Origin of the sequence: Sphingomonas sp. Leaf62 (assembly GCF_001421915.1) — a bacterium.
In the GTDB taxonomy this organism is placed as follows: Bacteria; Pseudomonadota; Alphaproteobacteria; order Sphingomonadales; family Sphingomonadaceae; genus Sphingomonas.
In genome coordinates, this window is record NZ_LMLN01000028.1 from 262,697 (window position 1) to 282,174 (window position 19,478).

Below are 19,478 nucleotides of genomic sequence, written 5' to 3' on the forward strand. Positions count from 1 at the left end.
CTGGCTAAGGTAGGATCGGGGCAAGATAAGTAGCGACGGGATCGGCATATTTGAAAGGGATATGCCTTTGATCGCCGCGCATAGCCCAGCTTTTCCACATCCCGGCCTCGGCGCAAAGGCCTATGAAATTGAACGGCCATCCCTCTAACAAACACGCTCCGATCGCGATCATGCGATGCCTGTCGGACGTTGAAAGATTCTCGAATGCCGCGCTTTTCATCGAACGAGTCGGGGGCGAGGGGTCGCCGCCCGAGTGGCGGGTTACAGTTTCCCTCAGCTGCGCTGAGCGTGGATTCGATGACACGATACTGAAGACCTGCCTTAGCAGGTCGAAATACGCCAAGGGATGAAGGTCGCGAAGCGGCGGTGGTAGCGTTCCGGTGCCATAAGCCACGGCACGCATAGTATGTTCGAGCTGGAGCGCTCTGGAATCTCCGAAAGTGACCGGCGATTTCCGGCGATCAAACCCGCACTGGTGGCACTCAGGATCAACGCCGCGATGGGGCACGGCAGGCTCCCCGCAACAAGTGCATCGATCGTGAAGCATTACCCCGTGTTTCGAACAAGAGGTTGAAAATGCTAGGCGCCAGTCTAACCGATAGTAGGGGTGGGTATCCTCCCTCAGGCAGACAGGGCACCATTGCTGACCGCCCAATCGCCGGGTTCGATGATATACCCCAAGTGGCAACACCCAACGGGTCGCGACCTTGACGCGCACGTGCTCAAACACGATGCCTTCGAATGCGCGAAGCGTCGTTTTTTCCAGAAGGGCTATATTCCGTCCTGTTCGCGAGGCGAGCGACAAGAGCACCTCGGCAGGGGCGATGGCATCGGTGTCTCTGTTCCAAAGTTGCCGACCCGGCCACAGCAAATGGCAAAATGTCTGAATCTTCCCGCTGTTTCCTAGCGCTAAGCGCCGTAACCACGACGAGAATAGCTCGTTTGGCTTCGGGCTTGGTCGCCAGGGGAGGAGCTCGGTTGCGGTCAACCGCGATGGCCTAAAACAGCTTCAGCCGCTCGCCGTCTGTTCTCGGGGGCAACCCATCCCAGACCATCCAACAGATTAGTGTCGATACGCTCCGCTCCTGACCGTATCGCTGTCTCAGCGGCTTCTCTAATTAGGCGAACGATCTCGCCGATCGTTCCCCCGGAAAGGCCTAAGATACGCTCTATCATCTCTGTTTCCGACAAGCTCGATTGTCGTCGTAGTGGTAATGTGGACTCGATCGTGTTCAGGAGCACTTTACAGGCTTTGTCGTTTTTCCATATCGGAAGTGGCCAGTGTTCAAAGCGGTTGGTGAGTTGCTCGTCGGATTGCAGTGCTCTCAATGCGGATGCTAGGCCACATCCTATAATGTGTATTTCAAGTTCGTTTGAGATATAGCGAAGAAGATTTAGGAAATATCTTTGCTGTTCAATCCTGCCGCCATGTATATTATGTAGCTCATCTATAATAAGGACTTTAAGTCCGACAATCTTGCATATTTTTAGTGTTTGGGCCTGAACGTGGCTAAGGACCGCTGTCCGCTGGATCGGGACATGAAGTTTCTCGAGAATGGCGAGGTAGAATTGTCGAGCGTCGGGGGTCGGCGGCATCTGAATGTAAATTACGGGGCAGATCACCGCATCCGCATCTTCGTCATGGACTGGCAAATTTGCGTCGGTGAACCGGCGCACGAGCATGGTTTTTCCATTGTTTGTAGCGCCCGCAATAAGCATACTTGCAGGCCGATGCGATCTAGGGCTGTGCAGAAGGGCATTCATGCGGATCAAGATGCGCTTCGCTGTCCCATAGGACACGAACGGCTCTCGAGAGAGCGAGCCGACCCGCTCATCGTCAGAACTGTTTAAAAGCTCCTTAGCGGTCGCAGTGAGTTCGCGGGCCCGATCGATCATTCATCGACCTCGTAAAATTCGTCGCCTTTTAGATCATCGTCAATGATGCGACGCCAAGGGGATGCCGAAGCAGGCTCATGACTGTCGAGATGGGTTTCCGAGTATTTTTGACTGATTCTCGCGCCTATCTGGCGCTCTTTCGCCAGCCGGTTTTTTCGCGAGGCTTTGCGAGCCTCTAAAGATTTTGCAACGATTTCTCGTTGAAGCTCTGCGGCTTGGAACAACGCTGTTTCGTCATAACCGCGTTGGCCGCTAGCGCGCAGGTGCTTGCGAGCATTTTCCAATTCCCATGCCGAAATACTCGGGCGGGATATATCGCGCGAGCGTACCGGATAATAAATATTATCGTCGGGACAAAGAAACCAGATACGCGAGACATCACGGGGATCACGCCGAACAACAAATTTGGTCTGGCTTTGATCGTCCAGATAAGGCCTAAGGATATCATCCATATAGTGGATGCCACCCCACCGGATGCCCCGGCGGTTCACTGACCGGCGCTCTATCGGCAGGAAGTCTATCAATAGCCTTGCGGGATCGTTGATTGGCGTTGGGATGCCTCTACCGGCTCGCTGCTGATCTCCAAAAATACCAGCCTGCCAACGCGCGTTCGGCGTCATTCCGTGATGGCTATGGATTTTGCAATGATAATGACCCGCGATGAAGGTCGCGAGCAGTAGCTCCAACTCTTGCATCGTCAGCGATGCGCCTTTGGCGGGATCAACGTCACCGCGTTCAGCTATCGAGCCGCCGGTCGCACCGGGCAAGGTTCTCAGCGATCGCATTGCTGTACCGATCACTCGCTCTACGATCCCGCCAAAGTGGGGCATCCCGCCGGGACGAAAGTTGATCACCATGCCCCAAGATCGACAACCCAGCTCCACGGCTTCGGATCGAAAATCCGATCCATTGTCAGTGTAGATTTCGTCGGGCCGGCCATACGGAAGCCATTTGGGGACGAGCCCGATCCGTGCTGCCCACCCATCTTTCGGTAGAATGCTATGGACTAGGCACAGCCCGACCGACGTAGACGATGGCGCTTCTAGTGAAAGATAAAAGCCCAGCACGGCTCGGGAATATTCGTCAATCGCAACTGTCACCCAAGGCCGCTCAAGAGGCTGACGCAGCGCTTCATCCACGACAATAAGATCGACGCGTGTGTGATCGATTTGGATTCGTTGCAGGGGGAACTCGGTTTCGGGCGTTGAGCCTGACACCAAACCAAACTGTTCGCGCGCTCGCTTCGCACCTTCACGCGATCGTACAATTTGCACCGCTGGGATGGCTGCTATGCGCTTTCGCACAGTCTTTTGATCGGGCAGCGCAAGGCCGAGTTGTTGAGCGCGCCGACGTATTTCCAGAATCGTCTGAGTGATAGTGGGTCTCATACGACTGAGGTGATAAGAAGCGATCACCTCGGCCATAATAGCCTCGACACGTGCATCGACCATGCTCCTGCCGAGCAATGAGGAGCGTCTACGCGGAGCCAAGTCTGCGAGCCGCCGCGACGCACCGTATCTTTTCAGTAAGGTAAATACGGTTCGAATTGAACAGTTTAGCTCTTCAGCCGCAATGCGTATCTCCCGATTCGTCCGCTTGGGGAGTGCGAGCAGCCGATCCAACACTGGTTTTCTAAGCGTCGCGATCCTGAGCCGTTCGGGCGATGCCATAATGTCGTCGCCGTCTACGGTTCCAGAGATCATCGCTTGTCCCAGCGGTATTACCTGTTTCGGCAAGTCTGTCACGGTACTGGCTCCGATGACGTCTGGAGAGGGCAGAAGCAGCGCCAGTGCAAGCTATCGTTCCCCATAGTGTAGTCAATCGGCGGTAAGATCCGGTCAGAAACTTGCGCACAGTGCATCGAACCGATGGCGATCCACAGGCGGGTTGCGGGTGAAGCCGGGGGAGATCAGCATGGCGCATCTGGGCGTGTTGTTCCTCGACGAACTGCCTGAATTTCAACGCGCGGTGCTCGATTCGCTGCGCCAGCCATTGGAGACCGGGCAGGTCAGCGTCGCGCGGGCCAACGCGCATGTGACCTTCCCGGCGCGGGTGCAGCTGATCGCGGCGATGAACCCGTGCCGTTGCGGGCATCTGGGCGATCCGGCGCTCGCCTGTGCTCGGGCGCCGCGCTGTGCCGCCGATTATCAGGCGAAGGTATCGGGGCCGTTGCTCGACCGGATCGACCTGGCGATCGAAATGGCAGCGGTGAGCGCCGCCGATCTGGTCCTGCCGCCGCCGTCCGAGGGATCGGCGGAGGTGGCGGCGCGGGTGGCAAGGGCGCGGGCGGTGCAGCGCGAACGCTATGCCGCAACCAGCGTGCGGACCAATGCCGAGGCGGACGGCAGCGTGCTGGAACAGGCAGCGGTACTCGACGCGGCGGCGCGGGCATTGCTGGCGCAAGCGGCGGAAACGATGCGGCTGTCGGCGCGCGGGTTTCACCGCGTGTTGCGGGTCAGCCGGACGATCGCCGATCTGGCAGGCGCAGATGGAATCGGTCGGGCGCATGTCGCGGAAGCGCTGAGTTATCGGCGGCGGGCACCGGTCAATTGAAGCATTGCGTTGCCAGCGCCGCGTTGCGACGCTTGCTACATCGTAACGAAGGGGAATTGTGATGGAATGGATGCTGCTGCCCTTGAACCGGTATTTCGAGGTGCGCGGGCGATCGCGCCGGATGGAATATTGGATGTTCTCCCTTTTTTCGGCGCTGGTCGGCGTGGTAGCAACGATCATCGATTCCGTGTTTGGTTTTGACATGGAGTCCACCGGACCGGTCGGCGGCATCAGCAGCATCGCACTATTTATACCGGGGCTCACGGTCGCGTTTCGTCGGCTGCACGATACAGATCGTTCGGCATGGTGGATGTTGCTGGTGTTTCTGCCAATCATCGGCTGGATCTGGCTGTTCGTCCTGTTCGTCACCGACGGGACGCCCGGACCGAACCGCTTCGGTGCCGATCCCAAAGACCCTTACGGAAGCGTCGATATCGATCAGGTCTTTTCCTGACGGTTGCAGGGGCGTTTCGCTTGCGCTAACGGACCGCTGCGTGCCCCTGTGGTGAAATTGGTAGACGCGTCCGACTCAAAATCGGATTCCGAGAGGAGTGCTGGTTCGAGCCCGGCCAGGGGCACCAATTTCGCGAGTGCCGGGTACCTCGCCCGGCATCGACGGACGATCTGCCAGGATATGGTCGTCATGAACGAAGATGAATCGTCCGTCGAACGACCGCGCCGCCACAGCGTGATCCTGAACGCGCGGATCGAAACCCACGGTCAGGTCGTCGAATGTCGCGTCCGCAACCTGTCCGAAACGGGCACCTGCATCGACAACCTTGCCGATCTCGCCGCCGGCGACCGGGTATTGATCACCATGGGTACGGTCCACCATGTCGAGGCGACCGTACGCTGGGTCGATAACGGGCGCGCCGGGCTGCATTTCGAGGGGGTGACGGTCGACATCGCCGCTGCCCGTCGTCCGCGCGGAACGGTGGTGCCGGCGTCGCGCACGGTCGCGGGCTGGCTGGACAATATCCACAGCCCCTATCGACGCGGCGAATAGCGTCCGTCCACCGACGCCCGGGTCACGCGCCGCTGCGGCAATACAGATCGAGAAACTGCTGATGCGTCGGCAACGCCGCCACCCGCGCCGCGATACCTTCGTTCAGGTCGCGCAGCACGGCCGCCAGTTGCCCCGGCGGCATCATTTTTGCCAGCGGGTGATGGGCCGCCGGTTCCAGCCGCTGGCCCAACATCACCTGCAGCCATGATCCGACGCGGAACAGGTCGTCGGCCGATTGATAGGCATGCGCCCCTTGCGCAAACAGCGCGATGCGTTCTGCCAGCGTGTCGGGCGGCGCGACCTCGCGCCGTTCGCGCCAGAAGGGTTCGGGCCGCTGGTTCAGATGATAGTGCAGCAGCACGAAATCGCGCACCGCCTCGATCTCGCGGCGCGACTGTTCGTTGAAGCGCGCCCGCGCCGCTTCGCCCGGATGACCGAACGGCAGCAGCTGGACGAGGCGGGTGAGCGCGATCATCACCATATGGATACTGGTCGATTCGAGCGGTTCGACGAATCCGCTCGACAGGCTGATCGCCACGCAATTGCGTTCCCATGTCGTCAGCCGCCGCCCGGTGCGGAACCGGATCAGCCGCGGCTCGATCAGCGTCTGCCCCTCGACCGACGCCAGCAACCGGTCGCGCGCGGCACCGTCGCTCAAATGGCGCGAGCTGTAGACCAGCCCGTTGCCGACCCGGTGCTGGAGCGGGATCTGCCAGCGCCAGCCGGCGTCGTGCGCGATGGCGCGGGTATAGGGCGGGGCGGGGCCGGTCGCGACCGTCTGCACCGCCAGTGCGCGATCGGTCGGCAGCCAATGGCCCCAATCCTCGAACCCCACACCCAGCGTCTGTTCGATCAGCAGCGCGTGGAACCCGGTGCAATCGAGGAACAGGTCGCCCGCGACGCGCCGTCCGTCGTCCAGCACAAGCGCGGCGATGTCGCCGCTCTCGCCCGTCCGTTCGACGCGGGCGATCTTGCCCTCGACCCGGGTAAGCCCCTGCGCTTCGCTGCGGGTGCGCAGATAGGCGGCATAGCGTCCGGCATCGAAATGATAGGCATAGTTGAGCGACGCGTCGGGCCCGGTTGCGAATCGACCCGCCTCGGCAGCCTCGTGTTCGAGGCAATAGGTGCCGATCGGTCCCGCCGCGCCCTGCGCCCGTGCCTCCAGCCAGAAATGCTGGAAATCGCCCATCCAGGTCGATCGGCCGACCTCGCCGAACGAATGGATGTAGCGGTCGCCCGCCCGCGCCCAGTTTTCGAACGCGATGCCCAGTTTGAAGCTGGCCCCGGTCGCACCCATGAATTCGGCTTCGTCGAGGCCGAGCAGCGCGTGGAACGAACGGATGGTCGGGATCGTCGCTTCGCCGACGCCGACCGTGCCGATCGCTTCGGATTCGACCAGCGTCACCTCAACCAGCGACGACAGCTGCCGGGTCAGCAACGCGGCGGCCAGCCACCCCGCTGTGCCGCCGCCCGCGATCACGATCCGCATGCGCGTCATCGGTTCAGCCTTTGCAACAGGCGCGCGCGCAACCGGCGGGCCGCGGGTTCGTCGAGTGGGGCGAGGTCGCCCTGGATCACGGCGGGCAGATGCGCGCGCGCTTCCTCCCCGCCGCTCCACACATAATGGTCGAACATCGCCGCCCACGCCGCCCGCTCCGCCGCCGGCCGGTCACGCAGCGACAGGAGCGCGTGGAGCAGGGTGGTCATCGGGCTGTCGGCAAAGGCGGGAGCGTCGTTCCACCAATAGTTGATCATGGCGTTGAACGGCGACAGTGCCTCGACATTGTGCCACCATAAAGCCGGGTAGAAGAGCACGTCGCCCGGCTCCAGCTCCGTGACCTGCGCATGCGCCAGCGCCTCGGCAAAGCGCGGGAAACGGTCGTGATCGGGCGCGCGCAGATCGACCATGCTTACCACCTGTCCGCCGGGCGTCGGTTCGAGCGGCCCGGGATAGAGGTTGGCGACCTGATCGGGCGGGAACAGGGTGAAACGCCGCCGCCCGACCATGCACGCGGCCAGATTGTTCGACATGTCGTAATGCGTCGCGGCGGTCGTGCGGTTGCCGATCCAGATGCTGACCATCGGCGTGGGCGTCCCGGCGGGCCATGGCAGGTCGTTCTCGCCGCGCAGTCCGGGCAGATACAGGTCGAGGTCGGTCGACCCGACATAGATGGCGGGGGCGGCGGGATCGTTCCGTCCACCGACGATGCGGTCGAGACAGGCGGTCAGCCCGACCCGGTTCGCATCGAAATTGAACCCGCTGCAATCGTCGCGGTAGAAGAACCGCCCGCCCATCGCCGCATCGCCGGTAAAGGCGACGACCGGCCGCCCGCCATCGAACCGCTTGAGATAGGCGATGGCGGCATCCGGGCCGTCGCGCCCCGCTGCGACCAGCGGCCAGCCGGCGGCAAGGCCGCGCAGCACCACCGGCTCGTTCGCCGCGACCAGCGCCGCCGGCGACCAGTCGCCCGTGCGCGCCGCCTCGATCGACCGGACGACGCGCGGGTGGGTCATGCGGCGTACCGCCGTTGCCGCCGCTCGATCAGCCGCGGGATATTGTCGAGCGACGCCGACGCCATGAACGCGGCGCGCAGCGCACCGCTACGATGCAGCGTCGCCAGCGTTTCGGCATCCAGCGTATCGAGCCGGTCGTCGGCGACGACGAGGATCTCGGCGATGGCACAGGTCTGGCCGTCGCCCAGATCGACGTCGATCGCGGTCGGGCGCAGCAATCCGGCTGCCTCCCATGCGGCGAAGAGGGGGGCGTTGATCGCCTGCCCCTCGCGAATGACGCCCAGCACTGCTTCGACATGCGCGAGATAGGGCGCAGTGCCGCCATGGCGCAGATAGAGCGACTCGCCCGAACCGTCGCGCAGCACGCGCGGATCGTCGAGGTCGATGCGCACACCCGTTCCCGACGGATCGGCGACGAACGGTCCGCGCTGGCGGACGGCGGGAATATAGCTTGCCGACCAGCCGCCGTCGGAACCGAGAAACAGATTGTCGTCAGGGTCGAGCCCGAGCAGCGCGACGGCATAGATGCCGCCACGATCGTCGCGCCTGAACAGGATCGGATAGTCGCGTTGCGCCGCCTCGAACTCGTTGGGGAACAGCAGCACCTGATTCACCGCATCGCCATGCGCGGCGTCGTGCACCACCGTGACGGTCAGGTCATGATGGTCGACATTGTTGAGCAGCACGGGGTTGGGCATCGCGATCCTCGAGGCAGGGTGCCGCCACGTTATGAAGAAGCGGTGGCAAGGAAAAGAGCCGTTCGGCAGTCCGAACGGCCCTTTCCAGTTACTTGACCGCGATCAGAAGCGGTAGCGGGCGCCTAGCAGGAAGCGCGGCTTCAGTTCCTGCGCGAACACCAGCGCGTTGCGATCGCGTCCGTACTGCACCAGCGGTTCGCTGGTCAGGTTCACGCCCTCGATCGACAGCGCCATGCGGTCGTTCAGGTCGTAGCTGATGTTGAAGTCGAGCGTGCCGAACGGCGCGACGAACAGCGGGTTGCGGCTGTCGCCCTGATTGGTCGCGGCAAGGAACTTGTCGCGCCAGTTGTACGACACGCGCGCCGACAGCCCGCTCTTGTCATAGATGATCGAGCCGTTGGCGCTGTCGCCAAGCCCCGTCAGCGCGAACACGTTGACGCTGGGGTCCGCGGCGATGTCGGCGTTCACGTCGCCATACACTTTGGTGTACGACGCCTGCACGCCGAAGCCGGTGTTGCCGAAGAAGTGCTGCCCGGCCAGTTCGAAGCCATAGATATGGCCGTCGCGGTTGTTGACTGGCTGCGACACCGCGAAGTCGTAGAGCGGGTCTTGCCCATTGGCGAAGATGTCGACTGATTGCAGGATGCTGTTGACGTAATCCTGGTTCAGCGCGCCCGCCGCGTTCCGGTTCGCCTGGAAATTGGCGTCGGCCTGGGCGGTGTTGCCGCCGTTCTGGCTGAGTAGCGCGGTGTAGGTGAACAGGTTGACGTCGCTGAGGTCGGCACCCAGCGCGCGCAGCCGGTCGGCCGCCGTGCCCGACCGCGTGCCCGCTGCGCCCGACGACGGATCGCGCAGGTCGAACAGGCTGCGGTTGAAGACGCCGGTGCCGATGAAGTTGCGCACCCGCTTGTCGAAGAAGCCGAGCGAGACATAGCTCGACGGCTTGTAATACCATTCGACCGACACGTCGAAGTTATCGGAGACCAGCGGCAGCAACCCGGCATTTCCCGAATTGCCAGTGGGACGACCGCCCAGTGCCACCGGCCGCGACGGCGCGCCTGCCGTGGTCGATGCGAACAGGTTGCCGTAATCGGCGCGCGCCAGTGTGCGGCTGGCGGACGCACGGGCGATGAAGTTGTCGAACACCTCGATATTGAAATCGACCGCCGGCAGCAGGTTGGTATAGCTGCCACGCTGCGTCACCGTCGACGCGGACGACGAGATGACCGACGAGAAGTCGTTGTCGGCATCCCATTTGATCGCCGACGGGATCGCCTGCAACGCGGTCGAGCGGACCTTGGTTTCTTCGTACCGGGTGCCGAACACCAGGTTGGCGGTGCGCCCGGCGATCTCGCCCTTCCACGTGATCTGGCCGTACACGCCCCAGATCTTTTCGCCGACGCTATCGAAATCATTGGCGGTCGTGTTGATCGGGTTGGCGGCATAGAAGTTCGAGAACAGGTCGTTCAGCACGACCGCATTGCCGCGGAACGCCGTCCGCTTCACGTCCGCCGGGCTGAACGTGTCGAATTTGCAGTCGAGGCAGAAAGTCTTGACGACGTTCGACGCCAGCCGTTGCACGATGCCCGGATCGGTAATGCCCCAGTCGCCGAGCTGCTGCTGCGTCTGCACCCGCGCGCTGGTCATCTGCGCATCGGTATAGGTGCCGCCGAAATCGAACCGGCTACCGCCGCCCAGATCCCAGCCGAGATCGGCGCGACCGCCATTGATCCGCTGCCGCTGGGTCGCGGTGTTGGTGCGCGCGATCTGCGTGCCGAGGTCGCCGATGTCGAGGACGCCGTTGCCGTTGCCGTTGATCGTGTCGTTGATCGTCTGCGTCACGCGCGGGAAGCCGGTGCTATAGTCGATCGCCTGGCTGCTGATGACCGGCGCGCCGAGCGACACCAGCGTCACCGACGTGCCGTTGGCGGCATCCGGCGTCGACTTCGACACGGCATGATAGCCATCGAGGTTCAGTGTAAGATTGTCGGTCATCTCCCACTTGCCGTTCAGGCCGTAGGATTGCAGCTGGGTCTTGGTCGCGCGGAATTGCTGTTCGAACCCCTGATCCTTTACGCCGTTGATCGATTCCGCGATGAAGTCGGGCGTTGCGATCACGTCGTTGCCGTTGAAGCGGATCTGGCCGAACGGGCGGTTGAACCAGTTGGTCTGCTCGCTGCGCTGCTCCTCCAGCCGGTTCTGCGCGAACAGCGCGTCGGCGGTGAAGGTCAGCCGGTCGGTCGGGGCGAGTTGCAGCACCGCCTGCCCGTTGATGCGCTCGCGCTTGTTCTCGGAGAACTGGTAGCGGCTGTCGTTCGGGATCAGCGCGAACGGGGTGGTCGGCCGGTTCTCGATCTGCGTCTGCCCGTTCACATACGGGCCGGCGGGGTTGAGGACGTTGGCGGTCGGTACCACGGTGAAATAATTGGGCGCGCTCTGTGCCGAGGTGCTGTCGCGCCGTTGATAGCTGCCGAACACTGACAGGCCGATGCTGCGCGAGTCGTTGCGCCAGCTGAGCAGGCCCGACACTTCGGGCAGGACGCGGGCGCCTTCGCCGGCATTGGTGCTGACGTCGTGCAGCGCCTTGACGCCGAACGACCCGGTGACGCCGGTTTCGCGCGAATCGAGCGGCTTGCGGGTGACGACGTTGATCGCCGCGCCGATGCCGCCCGACGGGATCGCGGCGCGGCCGGTCTTGTAGACCTCCAGCGCCGATACGCCTTCGGACGAGAGATTCTGGAAATCGAACGAGCGGCCGGTGCCGCGTGCGAAGTCGCCCGCGCCGCTGGTGTCGACGTTGGAGGCGGGCAACTGACGCCCGTTCAGCGTGACGAGGTTGAACCCGCCCGAGAAGCCGCGGACCGAGACCTGCGAGCCTTCGCCGTTGACGCGGTTGATCGATACGCCGGTGATGCGCTGCAGCGACTCGGCAAGGTTGGTGTCGGGGAACTTGCCGATATCCTCGGCCGAGATCGCATCGACGACGCCCGCCGAGTTGCGCTTGATATCGATCGCGCGGTTCAGCGACGCGCGGATGCCGGTGACGACGATCTCGCCGCCATCCTCCTGCACGGGGTCCTGACCGGTCGGCTGGGCGACGCTGCCCGCCGCGCCTTCGGTCGCGCCCGGCTGGGCATTGGTGGCGGTATCGGTGGTCTGTGCGGCGGCGACGCCCGGTGCGACGGACAATGCGGCGAGCGCAATGGTCGAGGACGTGCGCGCGAGCGTGCGAAGAAGGTGGCCCTTCATACGGAATCTCCCCTAAGTGGTTCTGACGGTTCAATCCGTCCATCATTCTCGCCGGATGATCCGGCTGTGGTAACGCTACCAATCTGTCCAGCGTTGTCAATGCGCGAACGGTGCGGTTCGCTGCTGCTAAGATATTATCTTGTATTCTTTTTAGGTCGGGATCGATGCCCTGTGTGCGGCAGGAACGGCGCATTCTCGACGTTAACCGTAAGTTATCGCCTCACCGCTACTACCCGTGGATCGATACGACAGCGCGTCCGTGCGGAAGCGTTTCGGGGGGGAGCAGGTTGACGATGAGATGGTTCAGCAAGGACGCACCGATCCGCACGAAATTCCTCGTCATGGGGATCGTGTATGTCGCGTTGATGTGCGTCCCGTTCGTCACGACGGTGCTGGCCGTCAACGAGACGCTGTCCGAACCGGTGTTGCTGGGCATCACCAGCGCGACCGTCATCGTTGCCATCGTGCTCGGCGTTCTTTTCCGTAACATCGTCTGCGGACCTTATGTCGGCACGGTCGAACGGATGGAGGGGCTCGCGCAAGGCGACCTGACCACGCCGATCGGCTTCGCCGACCATAAGGACTGTGTCGGTCGCATGTCGCGGGCGATGGAAGTATTCCGCGAGAACGGCCGGGTGGTGAAGGAAGCGGCGGCCGCGCAGCAGCAGGTGGTCGGTTCGCTGGGGCAGGGGCTGTCGCGTCTAGCCGCCAGCGACGTTACCTATCGCATCGAACAGAGTTTCCCGTCGGATTACGAACGCCTCCGCATCGATTTCAACGCGGCGATGGACGCGGTGTCCGAAGTATTGTCGGCCGTGCGCGATGCGACCAGCGGCATCAACAACGGAGCCAACGACATTCGTCAGGCATCCGACGACCTGTCGCAGCGCACCGAGCAACAGGCCGCCAGCCTTGAAGAGACCGCCGCGGCGATGGACCAGATCACGAGCACGGTGAAGGAAACCGCTACCGGTGCCAGCCGCGCCAACATGGTGGTCATCGAAACCCGCGACGAAGCCGAACAGTCGGGGGACGTCGTCCGACGCGCGGTGGAGGCGATGAACGGCATCGAGCGCGCCTCGGGCGAAATCGGCGACATCATCAGCGTGATCGACGGGATCGCGTTCCAGACGAACCTGCTGGCGCTGAACGCCGGTGTCGAAGCGGCGCGGGCCGGCGATGCGGGCAAGGGCTTTGCCGTCGTCGCCAGCGAAGTCCGGGCACTCGCCCAGCGGTCGGCCGATGCGGCCAAGGACGTGAAGTCCAAGATCACCGCTTCTTCCGAACAGGTCGCCATGGGCGTCGAACTGGTCAGCGAGACCGGCAAGGCACTGCAACGGATCATCAACCGCATCGGTGAGATCAGCACGCTGGTCGGCACCATCGCCACCTCGGCCGATCAGCAGGCGACCGGCCTCCAGCAGGTCAACACCGCCGTCGGCGAGATGGACGGGGTGACGCAACAGAATGCGGCGATGGTCGAACAGGCGAACGCTGCTGCCCGGACCCTTGCCGAAGAGGCACAGGAGCTCGCGCGACAGGTCGCCCGCTTCACGGTCGACAGCGGCAGCTACCGCGGCGGCATGAGCATGGGCGGGGGCGGCCATGTCCAGCAGATGCCGAGCGCGGTGCACCGCCTGCAAGCCCGCGCCGCGCAGGTCGGCCGTGAGATCGCCCGCGGATCGCGCAAGAAGGTCGCTGTTGGCGGCGGTGGCGGAGCCGCTGCGGCTGCACCGGTCGTCAACGAAGACGACTGGTCCGAATTCTGATCGCTCCGGCGACCCACGTCTTTTCCGAACAGGAATTTCCGATGCCTATCGTACTCGCTCCCGTGCTCGACACCGCCGCCGCCGCTCCGCTTCGGCTGACGCTGCGCGCCGCGATCGACACCGGTCAGTCGATTATCCTCGACGCATCCGCGGTCGAGCGGATCGGGCAAGCCTGTCTACAGATCCTTGCCGCCACCGAAGCGGCGGCGGACCTTGCCGGCCTCGACTTCCGCATCGTCGGTGCCAGCCCCGCCTTTGCCGACATGGCCACGCTGGCCGCGCTCGACACCCTTCTCGCCGCCTGATTCCGGAGCGAACCCATGGACCTCGACGCAATCCAGCAGATCTTCTTTCAGGAGTGCGAGGAAGGTCTCGCCGCGATGGAAGGCAATTTCGCGTTGCTGCGCGACGGCGACCGCGATTCGGAAACGATCAACGCCGTCTTCCGCTGCGTACATTCGATCAAGGGCGGGGCAGGGGCGTTCGGTCACGAACGTCTGCAGGCCTATACCCATCAATATGAAACGCTGCTCGACCTGATCCGCAACGGCACGCTGGAACTCACCTCACCGCTGCTCGACGTGGTCATGGGCGCGTTCGACATGCTGGCCGACCATGTCGCCGCCGCCCGCGATGGCGGAACGCCGCCGTCCGACGCGGCGATGCTCGACCGGCTGTCGGCGGCGGCGGGCGGCGGCTCGGCGCATGGCGGTTCGGCCAAGGCGGCAGCGGCCCCGGCTGCGGCCGAACCGGCCCCGGCGATCTCCGACGATTTCGACGATCTGATGTCGATGCTGGGCGATGTCGCCCCGTCCGAGGAGGGCGCCGATGCCGATGACGGCTGGCGGCTGCGCTACGAACCGGGTGCCAAGGCGTTCGAACACGGTGCCGAACCGCTGCTGCTGCTGCGCGAACTGACGCTGCTGGGTGGCAAGGTGACGCAGTGCGATCGCAGCGCGCTGCCGGGTCTCGACGCGCTCGATCCCGAAACCGGCTATCTGGCATGGGACGTGGCGTTGCCCGCCAGCGTTGCCGAGGATGATATCCGTGCGGTCTTCGAATTTTCGGACAGCAACGCGATCACGCTCGGCAAGGGCGCGCCGGAAGCGTCGATCATGGACGATGTCGATTCGCTGTTCGACTTGCTCGACACGGTCACCGCACCGGTAGCGGCGGTCGAGGAACCGGTCGCTCCGCCGCCCGCACCTGCACCCGCACCTGCCGCGCCGGCACCTGTTGCGGTCGCGCCGGCTCCGGCGGACGAGAAGGCCTCGCCGCGCGCCGCGGCGGCTGTCGCCCCGGCGGCGCAGACGATCCGCGTCGACCTCGACAAGCTCGACCGTCTGGTCAACCTGGTCGGCGAACTGGTCATCACCCAGGCGATGCTCGCCCAGCGTCTTGCGGAAAATGCGATGGGCGGGATTTCCGAGCTCAACGACCTCGAACATCTGACGCGCGAATTGCAGGAATCGACGATGGCGATCCGCGCGCAGCCGATGAAGACGGTGTTCAGCCGCGTACCGCGGATCGTCCGCGAACTGGAGGGCGAGACCGGCAAGCGCGTCCGACTCGAAGTCGACGGCGAGATGACCGAGGTCGACAAGACCGTCGTCGAACGCATCGGCGAGCCGCTGACCCACCTGATCCGCAATGCCGTCGACCACGGCCTCGAAATGCCCGACGTGCGCGTCGCCGCCGGCAAGCCGGCCGAGGGCGTCGTCCGCCTGTCGGCCGCGCACCAGTCGGGCCGCATCGTCATCACCGTCGCCGACGACGGACAGGGCATCAACCGGGCGCGGGTGAAGGCCAAGGCGATCGAGAAGGGCATCATCCTGCCTGATGCGGTCCTGAGCGATGAAGAGATCGACAACCTGATTTTTGCGCCGGGCTTTTCGACTGCGGCGGCGATCACCAACGTCTCCGGCCGCGGCGTCGGCATGGACGTGGTGCGCAAGAACATCCAGGCCCTGGGCGGACGCATCGGCATCCAGTCGCGCGAAGGATTCGGGTCGAGCTTCTCGCTCAGCCTGCCGCTGACGCTGGCGGTGCTGGACGGCATGATCGTGACGGTCGGCGAACAGACGTTCGTCATTCCGCTCGGCCACATCGTCGAAAGCCTGCGACCGACCGAGCTGACGCTCAACCGGCTGGGGCCGGAGGGGACGCTGCTCGACGTGCGCGGTTCCTATGTGCCGGTGCTGCGTATCGCCGATCATCTCGGCATCGCCGGCGCGCAGCGCAACGCCACCGACGCGGTGCTGATCGTGGTCGAGGGCGATCATGGACAGGCCGCGCTGCTGGTCGACTCGATCCAGGATCAGCGGCAGGTCGTCGTAAAGAGCCTTGAGGCCAATTATCAGGCGATCGACGGCGTGGCCGGGGCGACGATCCTCGGCGACGGGCGCGTCGCGCTGATCGCCGACGTCGACGCGCTGACGTCGCGCAGCCGCTTCGCCAACCGCGCGCCGGCGGCCATCGCCGCATGAGCGCCACCGCCGCCCTCGACAACGGCCGGACACGGGAGTTCGACTTCCAGACGGCCGACCACCGCGCGATCGCCGCGCTGGTGTATCAGGAGGTCGGCATCCTGTTGCCCGACGGCAAGGCGCAGCTCGTCTATGGCCGGATCGCGCCGCGGGTCCGCGCCTGCGGCCTGTCGAGCTTCGCCGATTATGTCGCGTTCATCGGCCGCGACGCCGAAGAGCGCGCTCGTACGGTCGATGCACTGACCACCAACCACACCAGTTTCTTTCGCGAAAACCATCATTTCGAGGATTTCGTCGGGCGCATCTGGCCGGGGCTGGTCGACCGGCTGAACAAGGGGGGCCGCGTCCGCCTGTGGTCGGCGGCGTGTTCGAGCGGCGAGGAACCCTATTCGTGGCTGATGGCGGCGTTCGGTGCCGACCGCAGCCTCGCGCAGCGAATGCTCAAGGCCGATCTGCGGATGCTGGCGACCGACGTGTCGCCCAGCGTCCTCGAAAAGGCACGGGCCGGGCAATATTCGAAGGAAACGATGCGGACCGTGCCTGCCGCGCTGCGCAGCGCATGGACCCGGGGGGAGGGCGACGATCTGATCGTCGACCCGCTATTGCGCGACGCGATCGCGTTCCGGCCGCTCAACCTGCTCGGCGACTGGCCGATCAAGGGGCGGTTCGACACGATCTTCTGTCGCAACGTGATGATCTATTTCGACGAACCGACGAAGGAAAAGCTCCTGGCCCGGCTCGCCGACCGACTGGAGGTGGGGGGGATGCTGTACATTGGTCATTCGGAGCGGTTGCTCGGCGCGGTAATCGACAAATTCCGTCCGATCGGTCGCACTGCCTATCAGAAGGTGGCGGCATGACCGTCCGTGCGCTGATCGTCGACGATTCCTATTCGATGCAGGCGATCATCCGTCGCAAGCTGCAGGCCGATCCGACGATCGAAGTCGTCGGCACCGCCGCCAGCGCGGACGAGGCGCGGGCCCAGATCAAGGCGCTCGACCCCGATGTCGTGACGCTCGACATCGAGATGCCGGGGATGAGCGGACTCGACTTTCTCGACCGGTTGATGCGGCTGCGCCCGACGCCGGTCGTGATGTTGTCGACGCTGACCGCGCAAGGCGCGGAGGCCAGCCTGACTGCGCTGGAGCGGGGGGCGTTCGACTGTTTCGACAAGAACCGGCTGATGGCGCACAACGACCATAGCGGACTGGACCTTGCCGATCTGGTCCGCGCGGCGTCGCAGACGCGGCCCGCCGCGCGGGTCGTGCCTGCGGCCCCGGTCGTTCACGAACGTGCGACCTATACGCCGCGTCCCGGATCGATGATCGCGATCGGCGCGTCGACCGGCGGCGTCGAGGCGCTGATCGAACTGCTGTCGGCGTTTCCCGCCAACTGCCCGCCGACGATGATCGTTCAGCATATGCCGGCGACCTTCACACCCAGTTTCGCTGCCCGGCTCAACCGGCTGTGCGCGCCGAGCGTCGAGGAAGCGCGCCCCGGCGCGGTGCTGGGCGTCGGCAAGATCTATCTCGCGCCGGGTGGTGAGCGTCACATGGAACTGGCGGGTACCGGCGACCGGCGTCATTGCCGCTTGTTGGAAGGCGACAAGGTCAATGGCCATCGTCCTTCGGTTGACCGGCTGTTCCATTCGGTCGCGCGTCTGGCCGGACGCGATGCCACCGCCGCGATCCTGACCGGCATGGGCAGCGACGGCGCGGAGGGGATGAAGGCGATGCGTGCCGCCGGTGCGATGACCTTCGGTCAGGACAAGGCGACCAGCGTCGTGTACGGCATGCCCGCCATCGCGTGGCAGATCGGCGGCGTTGCCGAACAATTGCCGCTGCGCCGCATCGCCGGACGGCTGCTCGCCGAATGTGCGCTGTGAACGCCCTGTCCGCGCGGGACGGTCTGCGCCGGGTCACCGTGGCGCAGGGCGAGACTCAGGTCAGCCGCGAACCCGATGTCGTGCTGACCACCGTGCTGGGCAGCTGCGTCGCCGCCTGCTTCTACGATCCTGTCGCGCAGATCGGCGGCATCAACCATTACCTGCTGGCGGACGGCACGGCATCGGACCAGGCATCGATGCAACGCTACGGCGTTTACGCGATGGAAGTACTTATCAACGCAATGTTGACCATGGGTGCCGCAAGATCGCGTTTGCGCGCACGAATCTTCGGCGGTGCAACGATGCGGGAAGGATTTCGTGATATCGGGGGTGCCAACATCGCCTTTGCCCGCACCTTCCTGCGGAACGAGCGGATCGCGCTGGTCGGCGAGGACGTCGGGGGGACGCGGGCACGCCGCGTCGAGTTTCGCGCGGCGGTCGGACTGGCCCGGTGCCGGTCGGTCGTCGATGCGGCACCGCCGGTGATCGTGGTCCGCAAACCACCACCGCCACCCGCCGCCGTCGGCGACGTGGAATTTTTTTGATGACTGATTTCGTACCGAGGGAGCCTACCGTGGCAAAGACGATCCTGACCGTCGATGATTCGCCCAGCATGCGGATGTTGCTGCGGGTGGCGTTGACCGACCTGGGCTATAGCGTGATCGAGGCGGAGGACGGCGTCCATGCGCTCGAAAAGCTCGACGGCGTACAGCCCGACCTGCTCATCACCGACATCAACATGCCGCGCATGGACGGTTTCGGCCTGATCGCCGAAGTGCGCGGGCAGGGGCGTCGCAGCCTGCCGATCCTGGTGCTGACCACCGAAAGCTCGGACGAAAAGAAGCAGCGCGCCCGCGATGCCGGCGCGACCGGCTGGATCGTCAAGCCGTTCCACCCCGAAAAGCTCGCGGCTGCCATTCGCCGCGTGCTGCACTGACCCGTTTCCCGCCCGAGGATTAGAGCATGTCCCGCCAACTTATCACCTTTCAGCTGGGCGACCAGATTCTGGGCGTCGACATCATGGCGATCCGCGAGATCCGCGCATGGTCGCCGGCGACGCCGCTGCCCAACGTGCCGCCCTATGTCCGCGGTGTCGTGAACCTGCGCGGCGTCGTGCTGCCGGTGTTCGACCTGCGCCACCGGCTGAACTGGGGCATGACCGATCCGTCGGCCCGCCACGTCATCATCGTCGTGCGCATCGATGAACAGTTGCAGGGCATCATCGTCGATGCGGTCAACGACATCGTGTCGATCCATCCCGATGCGATGCAGCCGATCCCCGACATGGGCGACACCGAAGCCTCGCGCTTCCTCGAAGGATTGGCGACGATCGACAATCGCATGATCCTGGTGCTGGCGCTCGACCGTCTGGTCGACCAGCAGGTCGCAGAAGCCGCCTGAAGTACCGCGTAATCTTTTTGG

General features: G+C 64.1%; 17 protein-coding genes, 1 tRNA gene and 1 pseudogene. 12 read left to right on the forward strand and 7 right to left on the reverse strand.

The features are described 5' to 3' along the window. Nucleotides 1-4: 4 nt before the first annotated feature. From ASE91_RS18935 to ASE91_RS18945, 3 genes are read right to left on the reverse strand one after another with little or no spacing between them, the layout of a single operon-like run. On the reverse strand, nt 5-988 hold the full coding sequence (locus ASE91_RS18935; protein ID WP_082454008.1) for a TniQ family protein: 984 nt from the start codon (nt 986-988) through the stop codon (nt 5-7). After that, entirely contained in the window at nt 985-1,896 is a 912-nt protein-coding gene (locus ASE91_RS18940; RefSeq protein ID WP_082454009.1) for a TniB family NTP-binding protein, read from the reverse strand. Before ASE91_RS18940 ends, ASE91_RS18935 begins: the two co-directional genes overlap by 4 nt. Next, on the reverse strand, nt 1,893-3,641 hold the full coding sequence (locus tag ASE91_RS18945; RefSeq protein WP_156357823.1) for a Mu transposase C-terminal domain-containing protein: 1,749 nt from the start codon (nt 3,639-3,641) through the stop codon (nt 1,893-1,895). Before ASE91_RS18945 ends, ASE91_RS18940 begins: the two co-directional genes overlap by 4 nt. A 106-nt stretch (nt 3,642-3,747) precedes the next feature. Here ASE91_RS18945 and ASE91_RS12645 point away from each other — a divergent pair. The 4 genes and pseudogenes from ASE91_RS12645 to ASE91_RS12660 form a co-directional block, all read left to right on the forward strand. Then, nucleotides 3,748-4,449, forward strand: a pseudogene (locus ASE91_RS12645) (ATP-binding protein); the annotation flags it as partial. 61 nt (nt 4,450-4,510) lie between these two features. Then, the gene (locus ASE91_RS12650; protein ID WP_056626670.1) at nt 4,511-4,903 is read left to right on the forward strand and encodes a DUF805 domain-containing protein; all 393 of its coding nucleotides are present in this window, start codon (nt 4,511-4,513) and stop codon (nt 4,901-4,903) included. A gap of 42 nt (nt 4,904-4,945) precedes the next feature. Next, nucleotides 4,946-5,030, forward strand: a tRNA-Leu gene (locus ASE91_RS12655). 62 nt (nt 5,031-5,092) lie between these two features. Further along, complete coding sequence (locus ASE91_RS12660; protein WP_162233663.1) at nt 5,093-5,455, forward strand: PilZ domain-containing protein; 363 nt, start codon at nt 5,093-5,095, stop codon at nt 5,453-5,455. 22 nt (nt 5,456-5,477) lie between these two features. Here the strand turns inward: ASE91_RS12660 and ASE91_RS12665 are convergent, their stop codons facing one another. From ASE91_RS12665 to ASE91_RS12680, 4 genes are all read right to left on the reverse strand, one after another. Beyond that, a complete protein-coding gene (locus ASE91_RS12665) occupies nt 5,478-6,953 on the reverse strand; it encodes a tryptophan halogenase family protein (RefSeq protein WP_056626672.1) in 1,476 nt (491 codons plus the stop codon). Then, a complete protein-coding gene (locus ASE91_RS12670; RefSeq protein WP_056626675.1) occupies nt 6,950-7,969 on the reverse strand; it encodes a cupin-like domain-containing protein in 1,020 nt (339 codons plus the stop codon). Before ASE91_RS12670 ends, ASE91_RS12665 begins: the two co-directional genes overlap by 4 nt. Continuing rightward, nucleotides 7,966-8,667 (reverse strand): SapC family protein, encoded by a 702-nt coding sequence (locus tag ASE91_RS12675; RefSeq protein ID WP_056626677.1) that lies wholly within the window; start codon nt 8,665-8,667, stop codon nt 7,966-7,968. The genes ASE91_RS12670 and ASE91_RS12675 overlap by 4 nt, the downstream gene beginning before the upstream one ends. 102 nt (nt 8,668-8,769) lie before the next feature. Beyond that, a complete protein-coding gene (locus ASE91_RS12680) occupies nt 8,770-11,916 on the reverse strand; it encodes a TonB-dependent receptor (protein ID WP_056626679.1) in 3,147 nt (1,048 codons plus the stop codon). A gap of 293 nt (nt 11,917-12,209) precedes the next feature. Between ASE91_RS12680 and ASE91_RS12685 the strand changes: the two genes are divergently transcribed. Genes ASE91_RS12685 through ASE91_RS12720 form a run of 8 tightly spaced genes read left to right on the forward strand, consistent with a single transcriptional unit; the run spans nt 12,210 to nt 19,457 of the window. Beyond that, the gene (locus ASE91_RS12685) at nt 12,210-13,685 is read left to right on the forward strand and encodes a methyl-accepting chemotaxis protein (RefSeq protein ID WP_055995352.1); all 1,476 of its coding nucleotides are present in this window, start codon (nt 12,210-12,212) and stop codon (nt 13,683-13,685) included. Between the two features lie 41 nt (nt 13,686-13,726). After that, nucleotides 13,727-13,990 (forward strand): STAS domain-containing protein, encoded by a 264-nt coding sequence (locus ASE91_RS12690; protein ID WP_235530471.1) that lies wholly within the window; start codon nt 13,727-13,729, stop codon nt 13,988-13,990. Between the two features lie 15 nt (nt 13,991-14,005). Then, nucleotides 14,006-16,171 (forward strand): chemotaxis protein CheA, encoded by a 2,166-nt coding sequence (locus ASE91_RS12695; RefSeq protein ID WP_056626683.1) that lies wholly within the window; start codon nt 14,006-14,008, stop codon nt 16,169-16,171. Further along, on the forward strand, nt 16,168-17,031 hold the full coding sequence (locus ASE91_RS12700) for a CheR family methyltransferase (protein ID WP_056626685.1): 864 nt from the start codon (nt 16,168-16,170) through the stop codon (nt 17,029-17,031). Before ASE91_RS12695 ends, ASE91_RS12700 begins: the two co-directional genes overlap by 4 nt. Beyond that, nucleotides 17,028-18,056: a protein-glutamate methylesterase/protein-glutamine glutaminase gene (locus ASE91_RS12705; protein ID WP_056626687.1), complete on the forward strand. Its 1,029-nt coding sequence runs from the start codon at nt 17,028-17,030 to the stop codon at nt 18,054-18,056. The genes ASE91_RS12700 and ASE91_RS12705 overlap by 4 nt, the downstream gene beginning before the upstream one ends. Then, on the forward strand, nt 18,044-18,601 hold the full coding sequence (locus ASE91_RS12710; protein WP_082449317.1) for a chemotaxis protein CheD: 558 nt from the start codon (nt 18,044-18,046) through the stop codon (nt 18,599-18,601). Before ASE91_RS12705 ends, ASE91_RS12710 begins: the two co-directional genes overlap by 13 nt. 29 nt (nt 18,602-18,630) lie before the next feature. Then, nucleotides 18,631-18,993: a response regulator gene (locus tag ASE91_RS12715; protein ID WP_055995337.1), complete on the forward strand. Its 363-nt coding sequence runs from the start codon at nt 18,631-18,633 to the stop codon at nt 18,991-18,993. 26 nt (nt 18,994-19,019) lie between these two features. Further along, nucleotides 19,020-19,457, forward strand: coding sequence for a chemotaxis protein CheW (locus ASE91_RS12720; protein WP_056626692.1), 438 nt, complete (start codon nt 19,020-19,022; stop codon nt 19,455-19,457). Nucleotides 19,458-19,478: the final 21 nt, after the last annotated feature.

Excerpts from the sequence above, each read along its gene's own strand:
- ASE91_RS18940 (WP_082454009.1), bottom strand. The coding sequence starts at position 1,896 with ATGATCGATCGGGCCCGCGAACTCACTGCGACCGCTAAGGAGCTTTTA.
- ASE91_RS12650 (WP_056626670.1), top strand. The coding sequence starts at position 4,511 with ATGGAATGGATGCTGCTGCCCTTGAACCGGTATTTCGAGGTGCGCGGG.
- ASE91_RS12660 (WP_162233663.1), top strand. The coding sequence starts at position 5,093 with ATGAACGAAGATGAATCGTCCGTCGAACGACCGCGCCGCCACAGCGTG.
- ASE91_RS12665 (WP_056626672.1), bottom strand. The coding sequence starts at position 6,953 with ATGACGCGCATGCGGATCGTGATCGCGGGCGGCGGCACAGCGGGGTGG.
- ASE91_RS12670 (WP_056626675.1), bottom strand. The coding sequence starts at position 7,969 with ATGACCCACCCGCGCGTCGTCCGGTCGATCGAGGCGGCGCGCACGGGC.
- ASE91_RS12675 (WP_056626677.1), bottom strand. The coding sequence starts at position 8,667 with ATGCCCAACCCCGTGCTGCTCAACAATGTCGACCATCATGACCTGACC.
- ASE91_RS12680 (WP_056626679.1), bottom strand. The coding sequence starts at position 11,916 with ATGAAGGGCCACCTTCTTCGCACGCTCGCGCGCACGTCCTCGACCATT.
- ASE91_RS12685 (WP_055995352.1), top strand. The coding sequence starts at position 12,210 with ATGAGATGGTTCAGCAAGGACGCACCGATCCGCACGAAATTCCTCGTC.
- ASE91_RS12690 (WP_235530471.1), top strand. The coding sequence starts at position 13,727 with ATGCCTATCGTACTCGCTCCCGTGCTCGACACCGCCGCCGCCGCTCCG.
- ASE91_RS12695 (WP_056626683.1), top strand. The coding sequence starts at position 14,006 with ATGGACCTCGACGCAATCCAGCAGATCTTCTTTCAGGAGTGCGAGGAA.
- ASE91_RS12700 (WP_056626685.1), top strand. The coding sequence starts at position 16,168 with ATGAGCGCCACCGCCGCCCTCGACAACGGCCGGACACGGGAGTTCGAC.
- ASE91_RS12705 (WP_056626687.1), top strand. The coding sequence starts at position 17,028 with ATGACCGTCCGTGCGCTGATCGTCGACGATTCCTATTCGATGCAGGCG.
- ASE91_RS12710 (WP_082449317.1), top strand. The coding sequence starts at position 18,044 with ATGTGCGCTGTGAACGCCCTGTCCGCGCGGGACGGTCTGCGCCGGGTC.
- ASE91_RS12720 (WP_056626692.1), top strand. The coding sequence starts at position 19,020 with ATGTCCCGCCAACTTATCACCTTTCAGCTGGGCGACCAGATTCTGGGC.